This window comes from Actinomadura fibrosa, from assembly GCF_900659615.1.
In the GTDB taxonomy this organism is placed as follows: domain Bacteria; phylum Actinomycetota; class Actinomycetes; order Streptosporangiales; family Streptosporangiaceae; genus Spirillospora; species Spirillospora fibrosa.
This window is the reverse complement of the sequence record NZ_CAACUY010000067.1, coordinates 1-19,824: the sequence shown is the minus strand read 5'-3', so window position 1 is coordinate 19,824 and position 19,824 is coordinate 1. Positions and strand designations below refer to the sequence as shown.

17 protein-coding genes are annotated in these 19,824 nt (G+C 73.5%); 8 read left to right on the top strand and 9 right to left on the bottom strand.

Annotated features, from left to right (window positions below):
* Positions 1-63 precede the first annotated feature (63 nt).
* The 6 genes from hutH to E1300_RS22705 are packed head-to-tail and all read left to right on the top strand — an operon-like array spanning position 64 to position 7,705.
* Complete coding sequence (gene hutH, locus E1300_RS22730; RefSeq protein WP_131759062.1) at positions 64-1,608, top strand: histidine ammonia-lyase; 1,545 nt, start codon at positions 64-66, stop codon at positions 1,606-1,608.
* Positions 1,609-1,629: 21 nt separating this feature from the next.
* Entirely contained in the window at positions 1,630-3,291 is a 1,662-nt protein-coding gene (hutU, locus tag E1300_RS22725; RefSeq protein ID WP_131759061.1) for a urocanate hydratase, read from the top strand.
* Entirely contained in the window at positions 3,288-4,532 is a 1,245-nt protein-coding gene (locus E1300_RS22720; RefSeq protein ID WP_242619328.1) for an allantoate amidohydrolase, read from the top strand. The genes hutU and E1300_RS22720 overlap by 4 nt, the downstream gene beginning before the upstream one ends.
* A gap of 10 nt (positions 4,533-4,542) precedes the next feature.
* Positions 4,543-5,898 carry a formimidoylglutamate deiminase gene (locus tag E1300_RS22715; RefSeq protein ID WP_131759060.1) on the top strand — a complete coding sequence of 452 codons (1,356 nt, stop codon included), beginning with the start codon at positions 4,543-4,545 and terminating at the stop codon, positions 5,896-5,898.
* 47 nt (positions 5,899-5,945) lie between these two features.
* Entirely contained in the window at positions 5,946-7,157 is a 1,212-nt protein-coding gene (gene hutI / locus E1300_RS22710) for an imidazolonepropionase (protein ID WP_131759059.1), read from the top strand.
* Positions 7,142-7,705, top strand: coding sequence for a ferritin-like domain-containing protein (locus E1300_RS22705; RefSeq protein ID WP_131759058.1), 564 nt, complete (start codon positions 7,142-7,144; stop codon positions 7,703-7,705). Before hutI ends, E1300_RS22705 begins: the two co-directional genes overlap by 16 nt.
* 22 nt (positions 7,706-7,727) lie before the next feature.
* Here E1300_RS22705 and E1300_RS22700 read toward each other — a convergent pair whose 3' ends face one another.
* The 4 genes from E1300_RS22700 to E1300_RS22685 all read right to left on the bottom strand — a co-directional run bounded on the left by E1300_RS22700 (position 7,728) and on the right by E1300_RS22685 (position 12,212).
* The gene (locus E1300_RS22700) at positions 7,728-8,246 is read right to left on the bottom strand and encodes a flavin reductase family protein (protein ID WP_131759057.1); all 519 of its coding nucleotides are present in this window, start codon (positions 8,244-8,246) and stop codon (positions 7,728-7,730) included.
* A gap of 38 nt (positions 8,247-8,284) precedes the next feature.
* The gene (gene sppA / locus E1300_RS22695; RefSeq protein WP_131759056.1) at positions 8,285-9,988 is read right to left on the bottom strand and encodes a signal peptide peptidase SppA; all 1,704 of its coding nucleotides are present in this window, start codon (positions 9,986-9,988) and stop codon (positions 8,285-8,287) included.
* Between the two features lie 223 nt (positions 9,989-10,211).
* Positions 10,212-10,715, bottom strand: coding sequence for a PaaI family thioesterase (locus E1300_RS22690; RefSeq protein ID WP_242619327.1), 504 nt, complete (start codon positions 10,713-10,715; stop codon positions 10,212-10,214).
* Between the two features lie 81 nt (positions 10,716-10,796).
* Positions 10,797-12,212, bottom strand: a complete 1,416-nt coding sequence (locus E1300_RS22685; protein ID WP_131759055.1) for a serine/threonine-protein kinase — start codon at positions 12,210-12,212, stop codon at positions 10,797-10,799.
* Positions 12,213-12,300: 88 nt separating this feature from the next.
* On the opposite strand from E1300_RS22685, the gene E1300_RS22680 reads away from it, so the two are divergent.
* Positions 12,301-13,188, top strand: a complete 888-nt coding sequence (locus E1300_RS22680; protein WP_131759054.1) for an NUDIX domain-containing protein — start codon at positions 12,301-12,303, stop codon at positions 13,186-13,188.
* Here the strand turns inward: E1300_RS22680 and E1300_RS22675 are convergent.
* The 3 genes from E1300_RS22675 to E1300_RS22665 form a co-directional block, all read right to left on the bottom strand.
* Positions 13,124-13,519, bottom strand: coding sequence for an ACT domain-containing protein (locus E1300_RS22675; RefSeq protein ID WP_131759053.1), 396 nt, complete (start codon positions 13,517-13,519; stop codon positions 13,124-13,126). The two genes, E1300_RS22680 and E1300_RS22675, sit on opposite strands and share 65 nt — an antisense overlap.
* 9 nt (positions 13,520-13,528) lie before the next feature.
* The gene (gene glgB, locus E1300_RS22670) at positions 13,529-15,772 is read right to left on the bottom strand and encodes a 1,4-alpha-glucan branching protein GlgB (RefSeq protein ID WP_131759052.1); all 2,244 of its coding nucleotides are present in this window, start codon (positions 15,770-15,772) and stop codon (positions 13,529-13,531) included.
* Positions 15,773-16,157: 385 nt separating this feature from the next.
* On the bottom strand, positions 16,158-16,361 hold the full coding sequence (locus E1300_RS22665) for a hypothetical protein (RefSeq protein WP_131759051.1): 204 nt from the start codon (positions 16,359-16,361) through the stop codon (positions 16,158-16,160).
* Positions 16,362-16,567: 206 nt separating this feature from the next.
* On the opposite strand from E1300_RS22665, the gene E1300_RS22660 reads away from it, so the two are divergent.
* On the top strand, positions 16,568-17,335 hold the full coding sequence (locus E1300_RS22660; protein WP_242619326.1) for a GntR family transcriptional regulator: 768 nt from the start codon (positions 16,568-16,570) through the stop codon (positions 17,333-17,335).
* 233 nt (positions 17,336-17,568) lie between these two features.
* On the opposite strand, the gene E1300_RS22655 is transcribed toward E1300_RS22660, so the two are convergent.
* Positions 17,569-19,023, bottom strand: coding sequence for a maltokinase N-terminal cap-like domain-containing protein (locus tag E1300_RS22655; RefSeq protein WP_306440669.1), 1,455 nt, complete (start codon positions 19,021-19,023; stop codon positions 17,569-17,571).
* Positions 19,020-19,824 (bottom strand): alpha-glucosidase C-terminal domain-containing protein (locus E1300_RS22650; protein ID WP_207399901.1); only part of this gene is annotated, 805 nt, incomplete at its 5' end. The genes E1300_RS22650 and E1300_RS22655, both read right to left, overlap by 4 nt.

Genomic DNA, 19,824 nt, shown 5'->3' with positions numbered 1-19,824 from the left:
CCGGCGGGCGGGCCCTGCCGTGGCGGCGGTCCCGGGGCTGGGATGGTGGGTATGGATTTCGGCATGGGGGACACCAGCGTCCAGGTCGGCCCGGAACCGCTGACCTTCGACGAGATCACGGCCGTGGCCAGGGGCGGAGCGGCGGTCTCGCTGACGGACGAGGCGCTCAAGCTCATCGGCGAGTCGCGGGCGCACATCGAGGAGCTGGCGTCCCGGCCGACGCCTGTTTACGGGGTCTCCACGGGCTTCGGGGCGCTCGCCACCCGGCACATCGCCCCGGAGATGCGGGCGCAGTTGCAGCTCAACATCGTCCGGTCGCATGCGGCGGGGTCGGGGCCCGAGGTGGAGCGGGAGGTCGTCCGGGCGCTGATGCTGCTCCGGCTGCGGACGCTCGCCACGGGCCGCACCGGCGTCCAGCCCGTGACGGCGCGGACGCTGGCCAGGCTGCTCAACGCCGGGATCACGCCGCAGGTCTTCGAGCACGGCAGCCTCGGGTGCTCCGGTGATCTCGCTCCGCTGGCCCATGTCGCGCTCGCGCTGATCGGGGAGGGGTCGGTCAGGGATCGGAACGGCGAGCTCAAGCCCGCCGCGCAGGCCCTTGCCGAGGAGGGCATCGCGCCGGTGGAGCTGCGGGCCAAGGAGGGGCTGGCGCTGCTGAACGGCACGGACGGGATGCTCGGCATGCTCGTCCTCGCCATCGGCGACCTGCGCCGGCTGCTGATCGCCGCGGACGTGGCCGCCGCGATGACCGTGGAGGCGCTCCTCGGCACCGACCGGGTGTTCGCCGCCGACCTCCAGGAGCTCCGGCCGCATCCGGGGCAGGCCGCGTCCGCGGCGAACCTGCGGGTCCTGCTGGCCGCTTCGGAGATCATGGAGTCGCACCGCGGGCCCGACTGCACCCGCGTCCAGGACGCCTACTCGCTGCGCTGCGCCCCGCAGGTCCACGGCGCGGCGCGCGACACGCTCGCGCACGCCGAGCTGGTCGCCGGGCGGGAGCTGGCCTCCGCCGTCGACAACCCCGTCGTGCTGCCGGACGGGCGGGTCGAGTCCAACGGCAACTTCCACGGCGCGCCGGTCGCGTACGTGCTGGACTTCCTGGCCGTCCCGACCGCGGACGTCGCGTCGATGTCGGAGCGGCGCACCGACCGGATGCTCGACAAGGCCCGCTCGGGCGGGCTGCCCGCGTTCCTCGCCGAGGACCCGGGCGTCGACTCCGGCCACATGATCGCCCAGTACACGCAGGCCGCGATCGTCTCCGACCTGAAGCGGCTCGCGGCGCCGTCCAGCGCCGACTCGATCCCGAGCTCGGCGATGCAGGAGGACCACGTCTCGATGGGCTGGAACGCGGCCCGCAAGCTCCGCCGGGCGGTGGACGGGCTGACCCAGGTGGTCGCCATCGAGATCCTCACCGCCGCGCGGGCGCTCGACCTGCGCCGGCCGCTGCGCCCGGGGCCCGCCACGGCCGCCGTGGTGGCGCGGCTGCGCGAGCTCGTCCCGCCGCCCGGCCCCGACCGCTACCTCGCACCCGAGATCGCCGCCGCCGCCGGGCTCGTCCGGGACGGCTCGCTGGTCGCCGCCGCCGAGGCCGTCACCGGCCCCCTCGCCTGACCCTGAGAACAGGAGCCCGCCATGTCCGGTCCCCGTCCCGTCCGCGCGCCGCGCGGCACCGCGCTCACCGCGAAGGGGTGGCCGCAGGAGGCCGCCCTCCGCATGATCCAGAACAACCTCGACCCGGAGGTCGCCGAGCACCCCGACGAGCTCGTCGTCTACGGCGGCTCGGGGAAGGCGGCCCGGAGCTGGGACGCCTTCGACGGCATCGTCCGGTCCCTGGCGGACCTGGAGGGCGACGAGACGCTGCTCGTCCAGTCCGGCAAGCCCGTCGGGATCTTCCGGACGCACGAGTGGGCGCCGCGCGTCCTGATCGCCAACTCCAACCTGGTCCCGCAGTGGGCGACCTGGGAGGAGTTCCGCCGGCTGGAGTCGCTCGGCCTGACGATGTTCGGGCAGATGACCGCCGGGTCGTGGATCTACATCGGCACGCAGGGCATCCTCCAGGGCACCTACGAGACGTTCGCGGCGGTCGCGGCGAAGCGGTTCGGCGGCTCGCTCGCCGGGACGATCACGCTGACCGCCGGGCTCGGCGGGATGGGCGGCGCGCAGCCGCTCGCCGTCACGATGAACGGCGGCGTCGCGCTCTGCGTCGAGTGCGACCCGTCCCGCATCGAGCGCCGCGTCGCGCACCGCTACTGCGACGTCCGCGCCGATTCGCTGGACGAGGCGCTGCGGCTCGCGGAGGAGGCGAAGGCGGCCCGGCGGCCGCTGTCGATCGCGGTGCTCGGCAACGCCGCCGACGTGCTGCCCGAGCTGCTGCGGCGCGGGGCGCCGATCGACGTCGTCACCGACCAGACGAGCGCGCACGACCCGCTGATGTACCTGCCGAGCGGCGTCGCGTTCGCGGACATGGCCGCCGAGCGCGACAAGGACCGCGACGGCTTCATCGCCAGGGCCCGCGCGTCGATGGCCGCGCACGTCGAGGCGATGGTCGGGTTCCAGGACGCGGGCGCCGAGGTGTTCGACTACGGCAACTCGATCCGCGGGGAGGCGCAGCTCGCCGGGTACGCGCGGGCGTTCGACTTCCCGGGGTTCGTGCCCGCCTACATCCGGCCGCTGTTCTGCGAGGGGAAGGGCCCGTTCCGCTGGGCGGCGCTGTCCGGCGACCCGAAGGACATCGCCCGCACCGACCAGGCGATCCTGGACCTGTTCCCCGACAACGAGCCGCTGACCCGGTGGATCCGGATGGCGCGGGAGAAGGTCCACTTCCAGGGCCTGCCGTCCCGGATCTGCTGGCTCGGCTACGGCGAGCGCGACCGGGCCGGGGAGCTGTTCAACGACCTGGTGGCGCGCGGCGAGATCAGCGCGCCGATCGTCCTCGGCCGCGACCACCTCGACTGCGGGTCGGTCGCCAGCCCGTACCGGGAGACCGAGGGCATGGCGGACGGATCGGACGCCATCGCCGACTGGCCGCTGCTCAACGCCATGCTGAACACCGCGTCCGGCGCCACCTGGGTGTCGATCCACCACGGCGGCGGCGTCGGCATCGGCCGCTCGATCCACGCCGGGCAGGTCTGCGTCGCGGACGGGACGCCCCTCGCGGGCGAGAAGCTCCGCCGCGTCCTCACCAACGACCCCGGCACGGGCGTCATGCGGCACGTCGACGCCGGCTACGACCGCGCCGCCGAGGTCGCCGCCGAGCGCGGCGTCCGGATCCCCATGGCCGAGGGGACCGCGTGACGTTCGCGTCGATGTGGGCGGACCTCCTGCCCATCGGACGGGACGCGGCGACCGGCGGCTACCACCGCTTCGCGTGGACGCCGCCGGAGCTGGAGTGCCGCGCCTGGTTCCTGGACGAGGCCCGCCGCCGCGGCATGGACGTGGAGCGGGACGCCAACGGCAACCTGTTCGCCTGGTGGCACCCCGAGGGCGCCGCGTCACAGGGCGCCGGATCGCAGGACCCCGGGTCGCAGGACGCGGCGTCCGGCGGGGCCGTCCTGACCGGGAGCCATCTCGACTCGGTGCCGGGCGGCGGGGCGTTCGACGGGCCGCTGGGCGTGGTGTCGGCGTTCGCGGCCGTCGACGCGATGCGGGAGCGGGGCGTCCGGCTGCGGCGGCCGATCGTGGTCGGGGCGTTCGCCGAGGAGGAGGGCGCCCGGTTCGGCGTGGCGTGCCTCGGGTCGCGGCTGCTGACCGGGGCGATCGACCCGGCGCGGGCCCGCGCGCTCACCGACGGCGACGGGCGCACGTTCGCGGAGGTCGCGGCCGAGAACGGGCTCGACCCCGACGCCGTCGGCCCGGACGAGGGGCTGCTCGGCCGGATCGGCTGCCACGTCGAGCTCCACGTCGAGCAGGGACGGGCGCTGGCGGAGCCCGTCGGCGTCGCGAGCTCGATCATCCCGCACGGGCGGTGGCGGTTCGGCTTCACCGGCGCCGGCGACCACGCGGGAACGACCCGGCTCGCGGACCGGCGCGACCCCATGCTGCCGTTCGCCGGGATGGTGCTCGCCGCGCGGGAGGCCGCCGAGCGCAACGGGACGGTCGCGACCGTCGGGAAGGTCCGGGTCGTCCCGGGCGGGGTGAACGCGATCGCCTCGTCCGTCACGGCCTGGCTGGACGCGCGCGGACCCGAGGACGACGCCGTCCGGCGCACGGTGGCGGAGGTCGGCGAGGCCGCGCGGACGGCCGCGCGCCCGCACCGGGTGGCGGTGGACGTCGCCGAGGAGTCCTACACGGAGGTCGTCGACTTCAACCTGGCCCTGCGCGACCGGATCGGCGCGATCCTCGGCGGCGTGCCGGTGCTGCCGACGGGCGCGGGGCACGACGCGGGCGTGCTCGCGTCGCGGATGCCCGCGGCGATGCTGTTCGTCCGGAACCCGACGGGGATCTCGCACGCGCCGGCGGAGCACGCGGACACGGCCGACTGCCTGGCCGGAGTGGAGGCCCTTACCGCAGTGCTGACCGGCCTGGCGTGCGGGTAGGAATCCCACTATGCACTGGTATGCCCAGTTCGCCTGGCTTGGTGACGGGATCGCGTCCGACGTGCTCATCGAGGCCGACGGCGAGCGCATCACCCGGGTCACCCGCGACGTCCCGGCCGCGCCGCACGCGCAGCGCCTCCCCGGCCTGACCCTGCCCGGTCTCGCCGACGCCCACTCCCACGCGTTCCACCGGGCCCTCCGCGGCCGCGTCCAGGCCGACCGCGGGACGTTCTGGACCTGGCGCGAGCGGATGTACGAGGTCGCCGACCGCCTCGACCCCGACTCCTACCGCGCCCTCGCCGCCGCCGTGTTCGCCGAGATGGCCCTCGCCGGCGTCAGCTGCGTCGGCGAGTTCCACTACCTGCACCACCGGCCCGGCGGCGCCCCCTACGGCGACCCCAACGCGATGGGCGAGGCCCTCATCGCCGCCGCCGCGGACGCCGGCATCCGGATCACCCTGCTCGACACCTGCTACCTCACCGGCGGCATCGGCGAGCCGCTCAAGGGCCCGCAGCTCCGCTTCGGCGACGGCTCCGCGGGCAACTGGGTCCGCCGCGTCGACAGCCTCCACGAGCAGACCGGCAAGACGGGACGGCTGCACGCCCGCGTCGGCGCCGCGATCCACTCCGTCCGCGCCGTCCCCCGCGAGCAGCTGCGCGCCGTCGCGGCCTGGGCGAAGGAGCACCGCGCGCCCCTGCACGTCCACCTGTCGGAGCAGCCCGCCGAGAACCAGGCCTGCCTGGACGCCTACGGCATGACGCCCACGCGGCTCCTCGCCGAGGCCGGGGCCCTGGGCGCGCTCACCACCGCCGTCCACGCCACCCACCTCGACGAGGAGGACATCGGCCTGCTCGGCGCGACGATGACCGGCGTTTGCATGTGCCCGACCACCGAACGCGACCTCGCCGACGGCATCGGCCCCGCCCGCGACCTCGCGCGCGCCGGGTCGCCGATCTGCCTCGGCTCCGACCAGCACGCCGTCATCGACCTGTTCGAGGAGGCCCGCGCGGTCGAGCTGGACGAGCGGCTCCGCACCCGCGTCCGCGGCCACTGGACGGCGGGGGAACTGCTCGCCGCCGCCACGTCCAACGGCCACTACGGCCTCGGCTGGCCCGAGGCCGGGCGGCTGGAGCCCGGCGCGTACGCCGACCTCGTCACCGTCGCGCTCGACTCGCCCCGCACCGCCGGGATCGGCCCGGACTGCGCGGCCGAGGCCGCCGTGTTCGCCGCGACCGCCGCCGACGTCCGGCACGTGGTCGTGTCCGGCCGCCAGATCGTCCACGACGGCCGCCACCTGCTGATCGACGACGTCCCCGCCGCCCTGGAGGCCGCCATCACCGCCGTCACCGCACCCCAGGACGACTAGCGGCCCTCCCGGGCGCCGGGATGATCGTCGCGTGAGACGCTGGGCCGGTGAGCACCGTCATCACGAACATCGGGGAACTGGTCACCAACGAGCCCGGCGCCGGCGAGGGACCGCTCGGCCTCCGCCGCGACGCCGCGGTCGTCATCGACGGCGACCGGATCGCCTGGACCGGGCCCGCCGCGGACGCCCCGGCCGCCGACGAGGCGTTCGACGCCGGCGGCCGCGCCGTCCTGCCCGGCTTCGTGGACTCCCACGCCCACCTCGTCTTCGCGGGCGAGCGAGCCGAGGAGTTCGCCGCCCGCATGAGCGGCCGCCCCTACGCGGCGGGCGGCATCCGCACCACGGTCGAGCACACCCGCGCCGCGTCCGACGAAGCCCTGCGCGCCAACCTCCGCCGGCTCGTGGACGAGATGGCGCGCCAGGGCGTCACAACGGTCGAGTGCAAGTCCGGCTACGGCCTCACGGTCGAGCAGGAGGAGCGCGCCGTCCGCCTCGCCGCCGAGATCGCCGACGAGGTCACCTACCTCGGCGCCCACGTCGTCCCCGCCGAGTACGAGGACGACCCGTCCGGCTATGTGCGCCTCGCCGCCACGGACATGCTCGCCGCCTGCGCCCCGCACGCCCGCTGGGTGGACGTCTTCTGCGAGCGCGGCGCCTTCGACGCCGACCAGGCCCGCGAGGTCCTGGAGGCGGGGAAGAAGGCGGGGCTGACGCCGCGCGTCCACGCCAACCAGCTCACCGAGGGGCCCGGCGTCCGGCTGGCCGTCGAACTGGACGCCGCGTCCGCCGACCACTGCACGTTCCTCAGCGACGCCGACGTCGACGCCCTGGCCTCGTCCCAGACCGTCGCGACGCTCCTGCCCGGCGTCGAGTTCTCCACCCGCCAGCCGTACCCGGACGCGCGCCGCCTCCTCGACGCGGGCGCCACCGTCGCCCTCGCCACCGACTGCAACCCCGGATCCTGCTACAGCTCCAGCATCGCGTTCGGCATCGCCATCGCCGTCCGCGACATGCGCATGACCCCGGACGAGGCCGTCTGGGCCGCCACCGCCGGAGGTGCGCGCGCGCTCCGCCGAACCGACGTCGGCCACCTCGCGCCGGGAGCGCGCGCGGACGTGCAGGTCCTGGACGCCCCGTCCCGGCTCCACCTCGCCTACAGGCCCGGAGTTCCTCTCACCGCGGCCGTGTGGAAGGCGGGTTCTCGGGTAAAGGGCCCCCAAAACGAGACTCGGGAGGCTATGGGATGGCGGAGTTCCTGACGGACATCAAGACCCTGCGCGAGCGCGCCCGGCAGGAAATCGAGAAGGGGCCGATCACCGAGGCCTACGGCGCGGACGTCGAGCGGGTGATCCAGGTCTGCAACGAGGCCCTGGCCACCGAGATCGTCTGCGTGCTGCGCTACAAGCGGCACTACTACACCGCGACCGGCATCCACGCCGAGTCCGTGGCGGGCGAGTTCCGCGAGCACGCCGCCGAGGAGCAGGAGCACGCCGACATGCTCGCCGAGCGCATCGTCCAGCTCGGCGGCGATCCGGACTTCTCGCCCGACACCCTCAGCACCCGCGCGCACGCCGAGTACGACGCCAGCCTCGACCTCGTCGAGATGCTCAAGGAGGACCTGGTCGCCGAGCGCATCGCGATCGCGTCCTACACCGAGATCATCCAGTGGCTCGGCGACGGCGACCCCACCACGAAGCGCGTCTTCGAGCAGATTCTCGCCCAGGAGGAGGAGCACGCCGACGACCTCCGCGGCCTGCTCGAACGCCTCCCGCGGGAGATCGCCCAGGCCTCGCAGGCCGGCGTCTGAGGACACCGCTCGGGGCGGGCGCTCAGCCCGCCCCGAGATAGCGGCGGTTGACCCTGATCAAGGGCTTCTCCGTGCGGGAGATGTAGTCCGCGGAGAGCACCTCGGCGACGAACAACGTATGGTCGCCCGCCTCGATGACCTGGCGGTTCTCGCATTCGAGAGCCGCCAGACCCGTGTCCGGGACCAGCGCGCCCGACAGCGCGCCGCGGTGGTGCGGCTCGCTCGCGAGGAGCAGCCGGGCGCTCGGACGGCCCTCCGCCGCGAACCGCCCCGCGAGCGCGCGCTGCCCCGAACCGAGCACCGTCGCGGCCCAGCGGTCCCGGCGGCGCAGCACCTCGGCCAGATAGGACGACGACGTCACCCCCGCGAGGACCATCGGCGGCTCCAGCGACACCGACATGAACGAGGTCACGGTCGTGCCGAGGTCGTCGCGGCCGTCCCGGACGGTCAGGACGACCACGCCCGTCGCGAAGCCCGAAACGGCCTCGACGAAGTCCCCGGCCGCTCCCGAGCCCGTTGCGCCGCCCGCTCCCGCGCCCATCTCCGCGTCCTTCCCCGGGCCGGCCTCCGGCGTCCCGCTCAGCGGATGTCCCAGTTGCCCGGAAGGGTCAGCGGCCCCGTCGCCGGCAGCCCCAGCCGGACGGCCAGGCCGCTCAGCGACCCCCACCCGTCGAAACGGGCGCTCGCGGCGGCGCGGTCCTCGCTCGACTCCGGCGGACGCAGCCGCTCCAGCGGCGAACTGTGCGGATACGTCCGGACCGGCGCGTCGGCGGGCAGCCCCGCCTTCTTCCGGGCCAGCTCCAGCGCCAGGTCCAGGCCGCCGAGCTCGTCCACCAGACCCCCCTCCCGGGCGTCCGCGCCCGTCCACACGCGGCCCCGCGCCAGCTCGTGGACGCGCTCGCGGGACAGCCCGCGCCCCTCGGCGACCTTCGCCGTGAAGTCGTCGTAGATCCGGTCGAGCGAGGCGTTGATCCGCTCCCACTCCGACTCGCTGAACTCCTTCGTGGAACTGAACATCCGGGCGTGCTCGCCCGCCGCGACCGAACCGAGCCCGACACCGACCCGCTCCAGCAGCCCCGACAGCACCGCCTTCCCGACCACCACCCCGATCGAACCGGTGATCGTCCCGGGCTGCGCGACGATCGTGTCGGCCGCCATCGCGACGTAGTAGCCGCCGGACGCCGCGACATCGCCCATCGACACGACGACGGGCTTGCCCGCCCGCCGCGCCAGCACCACCTCGCGCCAGATCGCGTCCGAGGCCACCGCGGAACCCCCCGGGCTGTTGACCCGGAACACGATCGCCTTCACCCGGTCGTCCTTCACCGCCGCGCGGAACGCGGCGCCGACCGTGTCCGACCCCATCGCCGGACCCGAGTTCGGCAGCGGCCCGCCGCGCCCGCTCCGGCCCAGCCGGATCGGGCCGTGCCCGTTGACGAGCGCGACCACGTCCTGCCTGCCCGGCTGCGGCAGCCGCCGGGCCAGCCCGTGCGTGCGGTTGTACCGCGCCACATAGCGGAGCTGCGCCGACTCGCCGAACCGCTCCCGCAGCTCGGCGTACACCTCGTCGCGGTAGCCGAGCCGGTCGACGAGGCCCTCCCCGAGCGCCTCCTCCGCGAGCAGCGGCCCCCGGTCGATCAGCTCCCGGACCTTCTCCTCCGGCAGCCCCCGCGCGGCCGCGACGCCCGCCGCGATCTGCTCCCCGAACGACGCCACCAGCCGCTGCGACGACTCCTCGTGCTCCGGCGTGTACGCCTTCTCCATGAACGTGTTCGCCATGGTCTTGTACTCGTGCCGCTTCGCGAACTGCGGACGCACCCCCGCCTTCTCCAGCGCCCCCGCGAAGAACGGCTCCTCCAGCGCCACACCCGTCAGGCCGACGTCGCCCGTGGGCTGAAGGTAGATCTTCTCGAAACCGGTCGCCAGATAGAACGGCACCGTCCCCCGGCCGCCCTCACCGAACGTCTCCGCCCACGCGACCGTGAACTTGCCCGCCTCCCGGAACGCCTGCACGGCCTCCCGCAGCTCCTGCGCCAGCGCGAGCCCCACCCCGCCGGTGATCTTCACGACGAGGGCCCGGACCCGGCTGTCGGACCGGGCCCGGCGCAGCCCGTCCAGGACGTCCCGCAGGCTCGTCCGGCGCATGGACATGATCGCCGCGATCGGATCCGCCGGAGCGGCCTCCACGATCCCCTCGGTGAGGTCCAGCTCCAGGATCAGCGGCGCCGTCCGCCGGTCCCGGGCCTGCTTGATGACGTTGACGACTGTGCCGGGATCCACCATAGAAGCGAGTTTAGAGGTGGAGTGTTCATTGCAGTGCCCTTGGCGTCGGCCCTGGCGGGCCTCCTTCAACGGGCGCTGCGGCGATCGCTGCATCGCTTCGGCTCGCCTGGCGGCTCACTGCGCGATCAAGTTCTCGCTTCGCTCGAACTTGGCTTCGCACGCGATCGCAACGTTTTGCTCGGCGATCGCTGGGGTTCCCACCTGCGATCCTCTCCTGCCGCGCTTACCTCTTGAAGGCCTTGTTGGGGAGGACGCTGGCGGATGCCTGGGCCACCGGGCGGCCGCGCGTGTCGGTGATCGTCGCGTTGGCGACCATGCGGGTGCTGCCGGGGTGGACGCAGGTGCCGGTGACGGTGTGGGTCGCGCCCGCCTGGACGGCGCGCAGGTAGTCGATGTTGAGGTTCAGGGTCAGCATCGGCATGAAGTGGTCGAGGGTGCTGCTCGCCGCCAGGCACACCGCGTTGTCGAGGATCATGGCGATGTAGCCGCCGTGGACGATGCCGCCGGGGTTGCAGAGCCGCTCGTCCGGGGTCCAGGAGATCTCGACGCGGCCGGGCTCGGCGGACGTGATGATCTGGCCGATGTGGTCGTTGATGTCGGAGATCTGGGGGAATCGTCCCTCGCCCATGGCGGCGATCAGCTCGGCTCCGGACAGCGTGTCCCAGAGCTTCGCCGCCTCCTGGTGGAACGCGGCGTCCCGCTCCAGGTCGCCTGTCTCAACGCTCAACTCGTTCTCCCTGATCACGCGATATTCGTCCCGAATGGTATTCGGCGACCGGCGCGGGGGCACTGTGCCCTTCGTCACGGGTCAGCCCGCGCGGCTCACCGTGCCGGTCGTGGTGCCGACGCCGGGCGAGGTGTACTTCAGGCTGCCGGACGCCCGCTCCAGCGTCACCGTGCCGCCCTGGCAGAAGCCCGTCGACCCGTTGGTCTGGTTCACCGTCTCCTGGAAGTCGACTCTGGTCGGCGTCGAGGCGCTGACCGTCAGGGTGTTGTGGCAGTCCCAGGTCTCGTAGTCGGCGGTGCCCTTGGCGCTGCCCGCGGTGAGCCGGATCGTCACCGTCGTGGTCGAGTCGCCGAGCGTCAGGCCACCCGTCTGCTTCAGCGTGCCCTTCCACGTGCCCGCGAAGTCGGCCGGGACGGTGCCGTTGCCCGCGTTCGTCGTGGACGCTTGTGTGGGCGTCGAGGACTTCGCGGCTTCGGACGTCCGGCTGGTCTTCGTTGTCTCCGGGTCGCGCTTGTCGTCCTTCTGGCCGCTGAGGAGGACGTACGTCGTCGCGGCCAGTGCGATCACAGCGGCTGCGGCCACGGCGGCGGCGAGTGCGAGGTTCCGCGGGCGGCGGGAGGGGCTGCCGGTCACGGTGGTGGCGGCGTATGGGGGAGTTCCCGGCGCGGGGTGCGGGTGCGTGGGGGCCGGGGGGCCGGTTGTCGCGGACGGGTCTACCAGGCGCACCATCAGGTCGCGGGCCGTTGGGCGGTGGGACGGGTCCTTGGCAAGGCACTCGGCGAGCAGGGGGCGCAGGGCGGGTGGGACGCCGTTCAGGTCGGGGGCGCCGTTGGCGATGCGGTGCAGCGTGGCGGGGACGCTGGTGGGCGGGCCGAACGGCGGGTGGCCGGTGGCCGCGTAGACCATCGTGCCCGCCCAGGCGAAGACGTCGGAGCGGTCGGTGGGGGGATGCCCTTCGAGCCATTCCGGGGCGAAATAGGCGGGGGTGCCGACGAGCTGGGTGTGGGTCTCGGCGTCGATGGCGCGGGCGATGCCGAAGTCGACGACGCGGGGGCCGTCGGGGCCGAGGAGGACGTTGGCGGGTTTGAGGTCGCGGTGCACGATGCCGGCGCCGTGGACGGCGGCGAGCGCGCTCGCGGTGTTCACGGCGAGGCGGTGCAGCTCGCCGCCGCGCAGCGGGCCCCGCTCGGCGACGCGCTGCTGGAGGGACGGGCCGTCGATGAACTCGCTGACGACGTAGGGGACCTCGCCCTCGGCGGACGAGTCGAGGACGGCGGCCGTGCAGAACGCGGCGACCTGGCGGGCCGCGCGCATCTCCCGTGCGAAGCGGGCGCGGGCGGCGGCGTCGGTGGTCTTCAGGACCTTGACCGCGACGCGTTCCCCGGACGGCCCCTCGCCGAGGTACACGACGCCTTGGCCGCCCTCGCCGAGCCTTCCGGTCAGCCGGTAGCGGCCGATGGTGCGCGGGTCGTCGTGCTCCAGGGGCAGGGCGGGCATCGGGGGGCTCCTCGGCAGGGTCGACCGGCATCGTCCCCTAAGACGCACGCGGACGGTACCGGGATCACCCAGTGGATACTGTCGCACTATGGGAGACGGGGACGGTTGGGCGGCGTGCGACCAGGGGCACACGCACTGGGGGCGGTTCGGCGCGGCGGGCCTGCTGGCCTACTGCCGCGAGCCCGACGGCCAGGTGTGGGTGCTGCTCCAGCAGCGCGCGTGGTGGGGGCTCGGCGGCGGGACGTGGGGCATGTTCGGCGGGGCGATGCACAGCCACGAGGACCCGGTGGCGGGTGCCCTCCGCGAGACGTCCGAGGAGAGCACGCTCGACACGAATCTCGTGGACGTGCACGGCACGCTCGTCGAGGACCACGGCGGCTGGTCGTTTACGTCGGTGGTGGGCGCGCTGGCGGAACGCGTCGATGTGCGGCCCGCCTCCCGCGAGACGCGCAGGGCGCGGTGGGTGCGGGCCGAGGAGGTCGAGGAGCGCAAGCTCTTCGCGCCGTTCGAGCAGTCCTGGCCGCGTCTCCGCGACGCCATGAAGAGGCTCGTCCTCGTGGTGGACGCGGCGAACGTGGTCGGCGCGCGGGCGGACGGATGGTGGAAGGACCGCGCCGGTGCCAACGCCCGCCTGCGTGACGACCTCGCGGTGCTGAACAAGGGCGTCACGGGTGTGCCCGATGGGCTGGTTCCGTTCGACCTGTGCTTTCCGGAGATCGTCCTGGTCGTCGAGGGCGCGGCGCGGAAGGTGGCCGACGAGCCCGTGTCCGGGCTGCGGGTCGAGGCCGCGTCCGGCAGCGGCGACGACCACATCGTGGACCTGCTCGGCCGCCCCGACCCGGACGCCGTCCACCTCGTGGTGACGGCGGACCGGGAGCTGCGGTCGCGCTGCGCCGCGGCGGGGGCCGCCGTCACCGGGCCCCGGTGGCTCCTCGACCGGCTTGCGGACCGACGATCCGGTGGCCGGCGTCGGTGAGGACGCCGGCCGCCTCGTCGAGCCGGTGCTCCGGGACGAGCACCAGGTCGGCGTGGTAGGTCGAGGCGACGAACACCGACACGCCCGCCTCGCCGAGCGGCCCCACGATCGCCGCCAGCATGCCGGGGACGTCGAGGCCGTGCCCCGCCTCCCCGTAGAACCCCGCCCACCGCTCCGCCTCGGTGAACGGTGACGCCTCCCGGACGACGGTGAGGCCCTCGGGGGCGCGGACCAGGGCGATCCACTCGTCGTCCTCGGGGAACGTCGCGTTCGGCAGGTGCTCCACGAGGAACCGGGACGGGACGATGTGCAGGCGCTGGGCGGCGATCATGCCGCCACCCTAGGGCGTCGTGTCGCGCTCCGGGACGAGCCAGACGGCACCGAGGGGCGGGACGCGCAGCACGGAGGACGCGGGCAGGCCGTGGCAGGGCTCGTCCGTCGCCTCGACCCGGCCGAGGTTGCCGACGCCGCTGCCGCCGTACTCGTAGGCGTCGGTGTTGATGACCTCCCGCCATGCGCCCGCGTGCGGCAGCCCGATCCGGTAGTCCTCGTGGGGGGTGCCCGCGAAGTTGACCACGCAGGCCAGCACCGGCTGCTCGCCGCCGTCGGACGTCCCGTACCGCAGGTAGGACAGCGTGTTCCCGCCCGCATCGTTCCCGTCGATCCAGCGGAAGCCCTCGTGGTCGGCGTCGCGCGTCCACAGCGCGGGCTCGGCCTGGTAGGCGTGGTTCAGCTCGCGGACGAGCCGCTGGAGGCCCAGGTGGTGGGCGCCCTCGGCGGCGTTCTCCAGGAGCCACCAGTCCAGCGACCGCTGCTCCGCCCACTCGGCGCCCTGGCCGAACTCCTGCCCCATGAACAGCAGCTGCTTGCCCGGGTGCGACCACATGTAGGCGAGCAGCGCGCGGAGGCCCGCGAACTTCTGCCAGGTGTCGCCCGGCATCTTGCTCAGCAGCGAGCCCTTCCCGTGGACGACCTCGTCGTGGGACAGGGGCAGGACGTAGTTCTCCGCGAACGCGTACACCAGCGAGAACGTGATCTCGTTGTGGTGGTAGTTCCGGAAGACGGGCTCGTGGCTCAGGTACGACAGGGTGTCGTGCATCCAGCCCATGTTCCACTTGAACCCGAACCCGAGCCCGCCGAGGTGCGTGGGCCGGGAGACGCCGGGCCAGGCCGTGGACTCCTCGGCGATCGTCATGACGCCCGGGTTGCGCTTGTAGACGGTCGCGTTCATCTCCTGGAGGAAGGAGATCGCCTCCAGGTTCTCGCGGCCGCCGTAGATGTTCGGCGTCCACTCGCCCTCGTTGCGCGAGTAGTCGAGGTAGAGCATCGAGGCCACGGCGTCCACGCGCAGCCCGTCGATGTGGAACTCCTCCAGCCAGTACGACGCGTTGGCCACGAGGAAGTTGCGGACCTCGGCGCGCCCGAAGTTGAACACGAGCGTGCCCCAGTCGGGGTGCTCGCCGCGCGCCGGGTCCTCGTGCTCGTACAGCGCGGTGCCGTCGAAGCGCGCCAGCGCCCACTCGTCCTTGGGGAAGTGCGCGGGCACCCAGTCCATGATCACGCCGATGCCGGCCTGGTGGAGCCGGTCGACGAGGTACCGGAAGTCGTCGGGGTCCCCGAACCGCGAGGTCGGCGCGTAGTACGAGGTCACCTGGTAGCCCCAGGACGGCCCGTACGGGTGCTCGGCGACGGGCAGCAGCTCCACGTGCGTGAAGCCCATGTCGCGGACGTAGTCCGTCAGCTCCTCGGCCAGCTCCCGGTAGCCGAGGCCGGGCCGCCACGAACCGAGGTGCACCTCGTACACGCTCATCGGCTCGTGCAGCCAGTCGTGCCCCTTGCGGGCGCTCATCCACTCGCCGTCGGCCCACTCGTAGGACGAGGTGAACACGCGGGACGCCGTCGCCGGCGGGCGCTCGGTGAACTGCGCCATCGGGTCGGCCTTGGCGCGCCACACGCCGTCCGGGCCGAGGATCTCGAACTTGTAGCACATGCCGTCGCCGACCTCGGGGACGAACAGCTCCCAGACGCCGGTCGAGCCGAGCGACCGCATCGGGAACGCGCGCCCGTCCCAGTGGTTGAAGTCGCCGACCACGCGCACGCCGCGCGCCGTCGGCGCCCACACCGCGAACCCGGTGCCCGTCACGGGCCCGAACGCCGAGGAGTAGGTGCGGACGCGCGCGCCCAGCGCCCGCCACAGCTCCTCGTGCCGTCCCTCGCTGATCAAATGGAGGTCGAGCTCACCGAGCGTCGGCAGATGCCGGTAAGGGTCGTCCTGGATCGTCTCGGTCCCGTCACCGTAAGTGACGGCGAGCCGGTAGTCGGGTACGGCAAGGGGCGCACTGTCCTCGTCGGCGCCGGCGAGCGACGTGCCGGAGGGCAGGGTCCCGGCGAACACCCCCTCGTGGAAGTGGCGGAGCGCGTGGCGGTCACCGCTCGGCAGCACCACCTCGACCTTCTCCGCCATCGGGCGGAGCGCCCGGATGGTGATGCCCGACCGGTCGGGGTGCGCCCCGAGGATGCCGTGGGGGTCATGGTGGTCGCCTCCGACGAGCCGTTCGATCTCGGCGCGCGTCACCCGTGCCATGGCGTCATGGCCTCCTCGTCCGCTGATGCTGTTACCCAGTAGGAGTGCCCGTAGATCCGCTCCTCTCACTCGTGGAGGCGACCCGTTTCCAGGAGATTGTGGTTTGTTCAGAGCCGCGCCATCTGACCGCTCTGTCCGTCTCGTCCTTGCATGACCGCACGGGCGGCGCGACACCGAGCGTGTGGGGGTCGCGCCGAAATGCGCCGCCCGTGCGGTCACGTCTACCTGGCCCCAGGGGTGACATCGACCCCGCCGCCCTGGGATCCACTCCTCTGTCACCTGAGCGCCACAGGTACCTTCCGTCCCGGTTCGTCCCGGCCCGGTCCGCCCCCGTGCGCGGACCGGGCCGTGCATCCCCCCTGCCCGGCCGGTCCCACCTGCGGTCTCATCCGCTCTCCTGCTCGCGGAGGAGCTCCCGCAACCCGTCGGAGTCGTCGGCGGCGACCGTCATCGCATATCCGGCCCGGAGTTCGGCGTCGGTGAGGTCGGTGCTGCGGGTGGCGTACCAGCGCCCGGCGTCGCTGCGCCACACCAGCCAGCCGGGGAACTCGCTCTCGATGGCCGCCTTCAGATCCTCGAAGTCGCCCATCAAGGTCGTCCTTTCCCCGAGGCGCTCTTCTGTATACAAAAGTCTTACTCAGCCCGAGAGGTGTCAAGCTGTCCGTAAGCGGACCGTCCCCCCGGGGATAGCGCGCGGGAGGTATGGATGGCAGGGGAGCCGGCCAGCATCGAACGCGGCGTCGAACGGCGCGTCGGACGGCGCGCCGCATGCCGGGGGCGCGCCGAGGAGGGGAGGTGACGCCCGTGCCGGACCGTCCCGCCTACCTGCGCATCGCCGACACGCTGCGCGAGGGGATCCGGGACGGCAGCCTTCCGCAGGGAACGCGGCTGCCGACCATGGCGGAGCTGTGCGCGGCCCACGGCGTCTCGGAGATCGTGGTCCGCCAGGCCGTCGCCCTGCTGCGCGGCGAGGGGCTCGTGGAGACCCGGCGCGGCGGCGGCACCGTCGTCCGCGTCGTCCCGCCGGCGCGCCGCGTGGCGATGGAACGCTACCGGGGCGTGACGGTGCCGATGGCCGTGCCCGAGACGACCTTCACCCGCGACCAGCGCATCAGCTGGGACGAGTACCGTCTCGACCGGGAGTACGCCCGCGTCCGCGCCGACGCCGACCTCGGCGCGCTGTTCGAGCTGCCCACCGGAACCGAGCTGCTGCGCCGCCGGTTCGTCTTCTACTCCCGCGGCGAGCCGCAGCAGATCTCCGTCAACTTCCTGCCGTGGGACCTCGTCGGCGGCACGCCCGTGTCCGACCCCGCGCGCGAGCCCTGGCCCGGCGGCACCCTCGCCCAGCTGGCCTACCTCGGCCACCCGCCGATCCGCGTCGAGGAGTCGGTCCGCTCCCGCATGCCGACCCCGGAGGAGGCCGAGACGCTCCGCATGACCGGCGGCGTGCCCGTCCTCGCCATCACCCGCCGCATGCTCGCGCACGCGGGCGTCATGGAGGTCTGCCGCGACATCGTCCTGCCCGCCGACCGAGTCATCCTCGACTACTCGATCGACCTCTAGTTTGATTCACTCACGGCCCACGGCGCTCGCCTGGCGGCTCGCCCCGTGACCGCTCCTGGGCGAACGCTGCATCGCTTCGCGATCTCCGCGGGGAGGCTCGCCTCCGGCGTCGCCTCCCCGCGTCGTCAACGCGTTCGCGTGCGTGGCTGAGGTCGTCGCGGTCGTCGCGGTCGTCGCGGTCGTCGCGGTCGTCGCGGTCGCTGAGGTCGCCGCGGTCGCTGAGGTCGTCGCTGTCAGTTCGCCAGGCGGGCTAGGGACTTCAGCGGGACCGGGAGCCAGGACGGCCGGTTCCGCGCCTCGTAGCGGACCTCGTACACGGCCTTGTCGAACTCGAACGCCCGCACCAGCGCCCGGTGCGCGTCCGGGTCGGGGCCGCCGGCCGCCGCGTAGCCGCGGCAGAACGCGGCTCGGTTCCGCTCCGCCCACGCCTGGGCGCGCCACTCCAGCGCGTCCGGCGTCTCGTCGGCCGCCGCCCCCGTGCCGACCGGCCCGAGGCCCGCGGCCTCCCCGCCCGCCAGGAGGAAGCGGGCCGCGTACTCGAAGGAGCGGAGCATGCCGGCGACGTCGCGGAGCGGGTGGGCGAGGGCGCGGCGCTCGCCGGGGGTGCGGGCGGGCTCGCCCTCGAAGTCGAGCAGCACCCACCCCGACCCGGCCCGCAGGACCTGGCCGAGGTGGTAGTCGCCGTGGACGCGCTGGAACGGCAGCGGCCCCGCGTCCGCCACCTCGGCGAAGACCGCGCGGATCGCCGGGACGTGCGGGCGCAGCTCGGGCACGTCCGCCGCGACCTCGTCGAGCTGCGCGGCCATCCCGTCGGCCATCGCCCGCAGCTCCGCCTCGGACGCCTGCACCACCCCGAACGCCTCGGCGAGGTCCCGGTGGACCTCGGCGGTCGCGGCACCGAGCCGTTCCGCCTCGGCCGCGAAGTCGCCGCCGGCGTCCGCCACCGCGTCCGCGGCGGGCTGGTCCTGCGGCGCCGGCTGGGCGTACCAGTCGCGGACGCTGGTCAGGGCGAGCTGCCAGCCGTCGGTCGCGCCGCGCAGGAACTCCGACAGCAGGGCGAGCGTGACGGGCTCGGCCCCGGCGCCGTCGCCGCCGGCCTCCAGCTCGATCCAGCCGTGCACGGCGGGCACGTGCGTGCAGCCCACCCGCGACAGCGCGAGGTTGACCTCCAGGTCGGGGTTCACGCCGGGCGACAGCCGGCGGAACAGCTTGCAGATGTACGCGTCGCCGTAGATCAGCGAGGTGTTGCTCTGCTCCGCGGACCCGGGCACGCCGTCCAGGTCCGTCCGGACGGCGTCGCCGGGCGCGTGCCGGAACCGCAGCGGGCCGACGGTCGTCTCCCCGGCCATGTGCGCGAGGAGCGGCCGGGTGAGGTCCGGGTCGTGGACGGCGTCGTAGACGTGCCCGGCGATCCCGTCCTCCCCGGCCAGCCGCCCGATCTCGTGGCCCCGCAGCCGCTCGGGCAGCGTGCGCCGCACCCCCAGCAGCACCTGGTAGTGGTCGACGCGGTCGCCCTGCCGGACGTCCAGGACGAGGTGGTGCAGCGCGGGGTCGCCGGTGAGCAGCGCGGTCGCCGTCCCGATCGACAGCTCGTCGATCGGGGTGCCCTTGCCGCCGAACCACCGCTGCCGGGGCAGCCAACCGTCCAGGAGCCGTACGAGCGAGTGGTCGGGCGGCCGCACGGTCACATCACCTCTTCATCCTGCGATTCGGGCGGAGGGGGCAAGAGGAACCAGTAGAAGCCGTGTCCGGGGAGGGTGAGCAGGTAGGGCAGCTCGCCGATGGCCGGGAACTGCACGCCGCCCATGCACTCGATCGGGGTCGACCCCTGGAAGCGCCGCAGGTCCAGCTCCACGGGCTGCGGGAAGCGGGACAGGTTGTTCACGCAGAGGACGGTGTCCATGCCGCCCCACTGGTTGTTGTCCCCGCCGTTCAGTTCGCGGGTGAAGGCGAGGACGGAGGGGTTGGAGGCCGACAGCTCGACGTAGGAGCCGACGCCGAAGACGGGGTGGCGCTGGCGGATCTCGATCATCTTGCGGGTCCAGTGCAGCAGGGACCCGGGGTTGTTGGTCTGGGCCTCGACGTTGACGGCCTGGTAGCCGTAGATGGGGTCCATGATGACCGGCAGGTACAGCCGGGCCGGGTCGCACTGGGAGAACCCGGCGTTGCGGTCGGGGGTCCACTGCATCGGTGTGCGGACGGCGTCGCGGTCACCCAGCCAGATGTTGTCGCCCATGCCGATCTCGTCGCCGTAGTACAGCACCGGTGAGCCGGGCAGGCTCATCAGCAGGGCGGTGAACAGCTCCAGCTGGTTGCGGTCGTTGTCCAGCAGTGGGGCCAGCCGGCGGCGGATGCCGATGTTGGCCTTCATGCGGGGGTCTTTGGCGTATTCGGTGTACATGTAGTCGCGTTCTTCGTCGGTGACCATCTCCAGGGTGAGTTCGTCGTGGTTGCGCAGGAAGATGCCCCATTGGCAGGACTCGGGGATC

What these genes read in the sequence shown, in the direction of transcription:
- hutH (WP_131759062.1), top strand. Translation starts at nt 64, where the DNA reads ATGGGGGACACCAGCGTCCAGGTCGGCCCGGAACCGCTGACCTTCGAC.
- hutU (WP_131759061.1), top strand. Translation starts at nt 1,630, where the DNA reads ATGTCCGGTCCCCGTCCCGTCCGCGCGCCGCGCGGCACCGCGCTCACC.
- E1300_RS22715 (WP_131759060.1), top strand. Translation starts at nt 4,543, where the DNA reads ATGCACTGGTATGCCCAGTTCGCCTGGCTTGGTGACGGGATCGCGTCC.
- E1300_RS22705 (WP_131759058.1), top strand. Translation starts at nt 7,142, where the DNA reads ATGGCGGAGTTCCTGACGGACATCAAGACCCTGCGCGAGCGCGCCCGG.
- E1300_RS22700 (WP_131759057.1), bottom strand. Translation starts at nt 8,246, where the DNA reads ATGGGCGCGGGAGCGGGCGGCGCAACGGGCTCGGGAGCGGCCGGGGAC.
- sppA (WP_131759056.1), bottom strand. Translation starts at nt 9,988, where the DNA reads ATGGTGGATCCCGGCACAGTCGTCAACGTCATCAAGCAGGCCCGGGAC.
- E1300_RS22685 (WP_131759055.1), bottom strand. Translation starts at nt 12,212, where the DNA reads ATGCCCGCCCTGCCCCTGGAGCACGACGACCCGCGCACCATCGGCCGC.
- E1300_RS22680 (WP_131759054.1), top strand. Translation starts at nt 12,301, where the DNA reads ATGGGAGACGGGGACGGTTGGGCGGCGTGCGACCAGGGGCACACGCAC.
- E1300_RS22675 (WP_131759053.1), bottom strand. Translation starts at nt 13,519, where the DNA reads ATGATCGCCGCCCAGCGCCTGCACATCGTCCCGTCCCGGTTCCTCGTG.
- glgB (WP_131759052.1), bottom strand. Translation starts at nt 15,772, where the DNA reads ATGGCACGGGTGACGCGCGCCGAGATCGAACGGCTCGTCGGAGGCGAC.
- E1300_RS22665 (WP_131759051.1), bottom strand. Translation starts at nt 16,361, where the DNA reads ATGGGCGACTTCGAGGATCTGAAGGCGGCCATCGAGAGCGAGTTCCCC.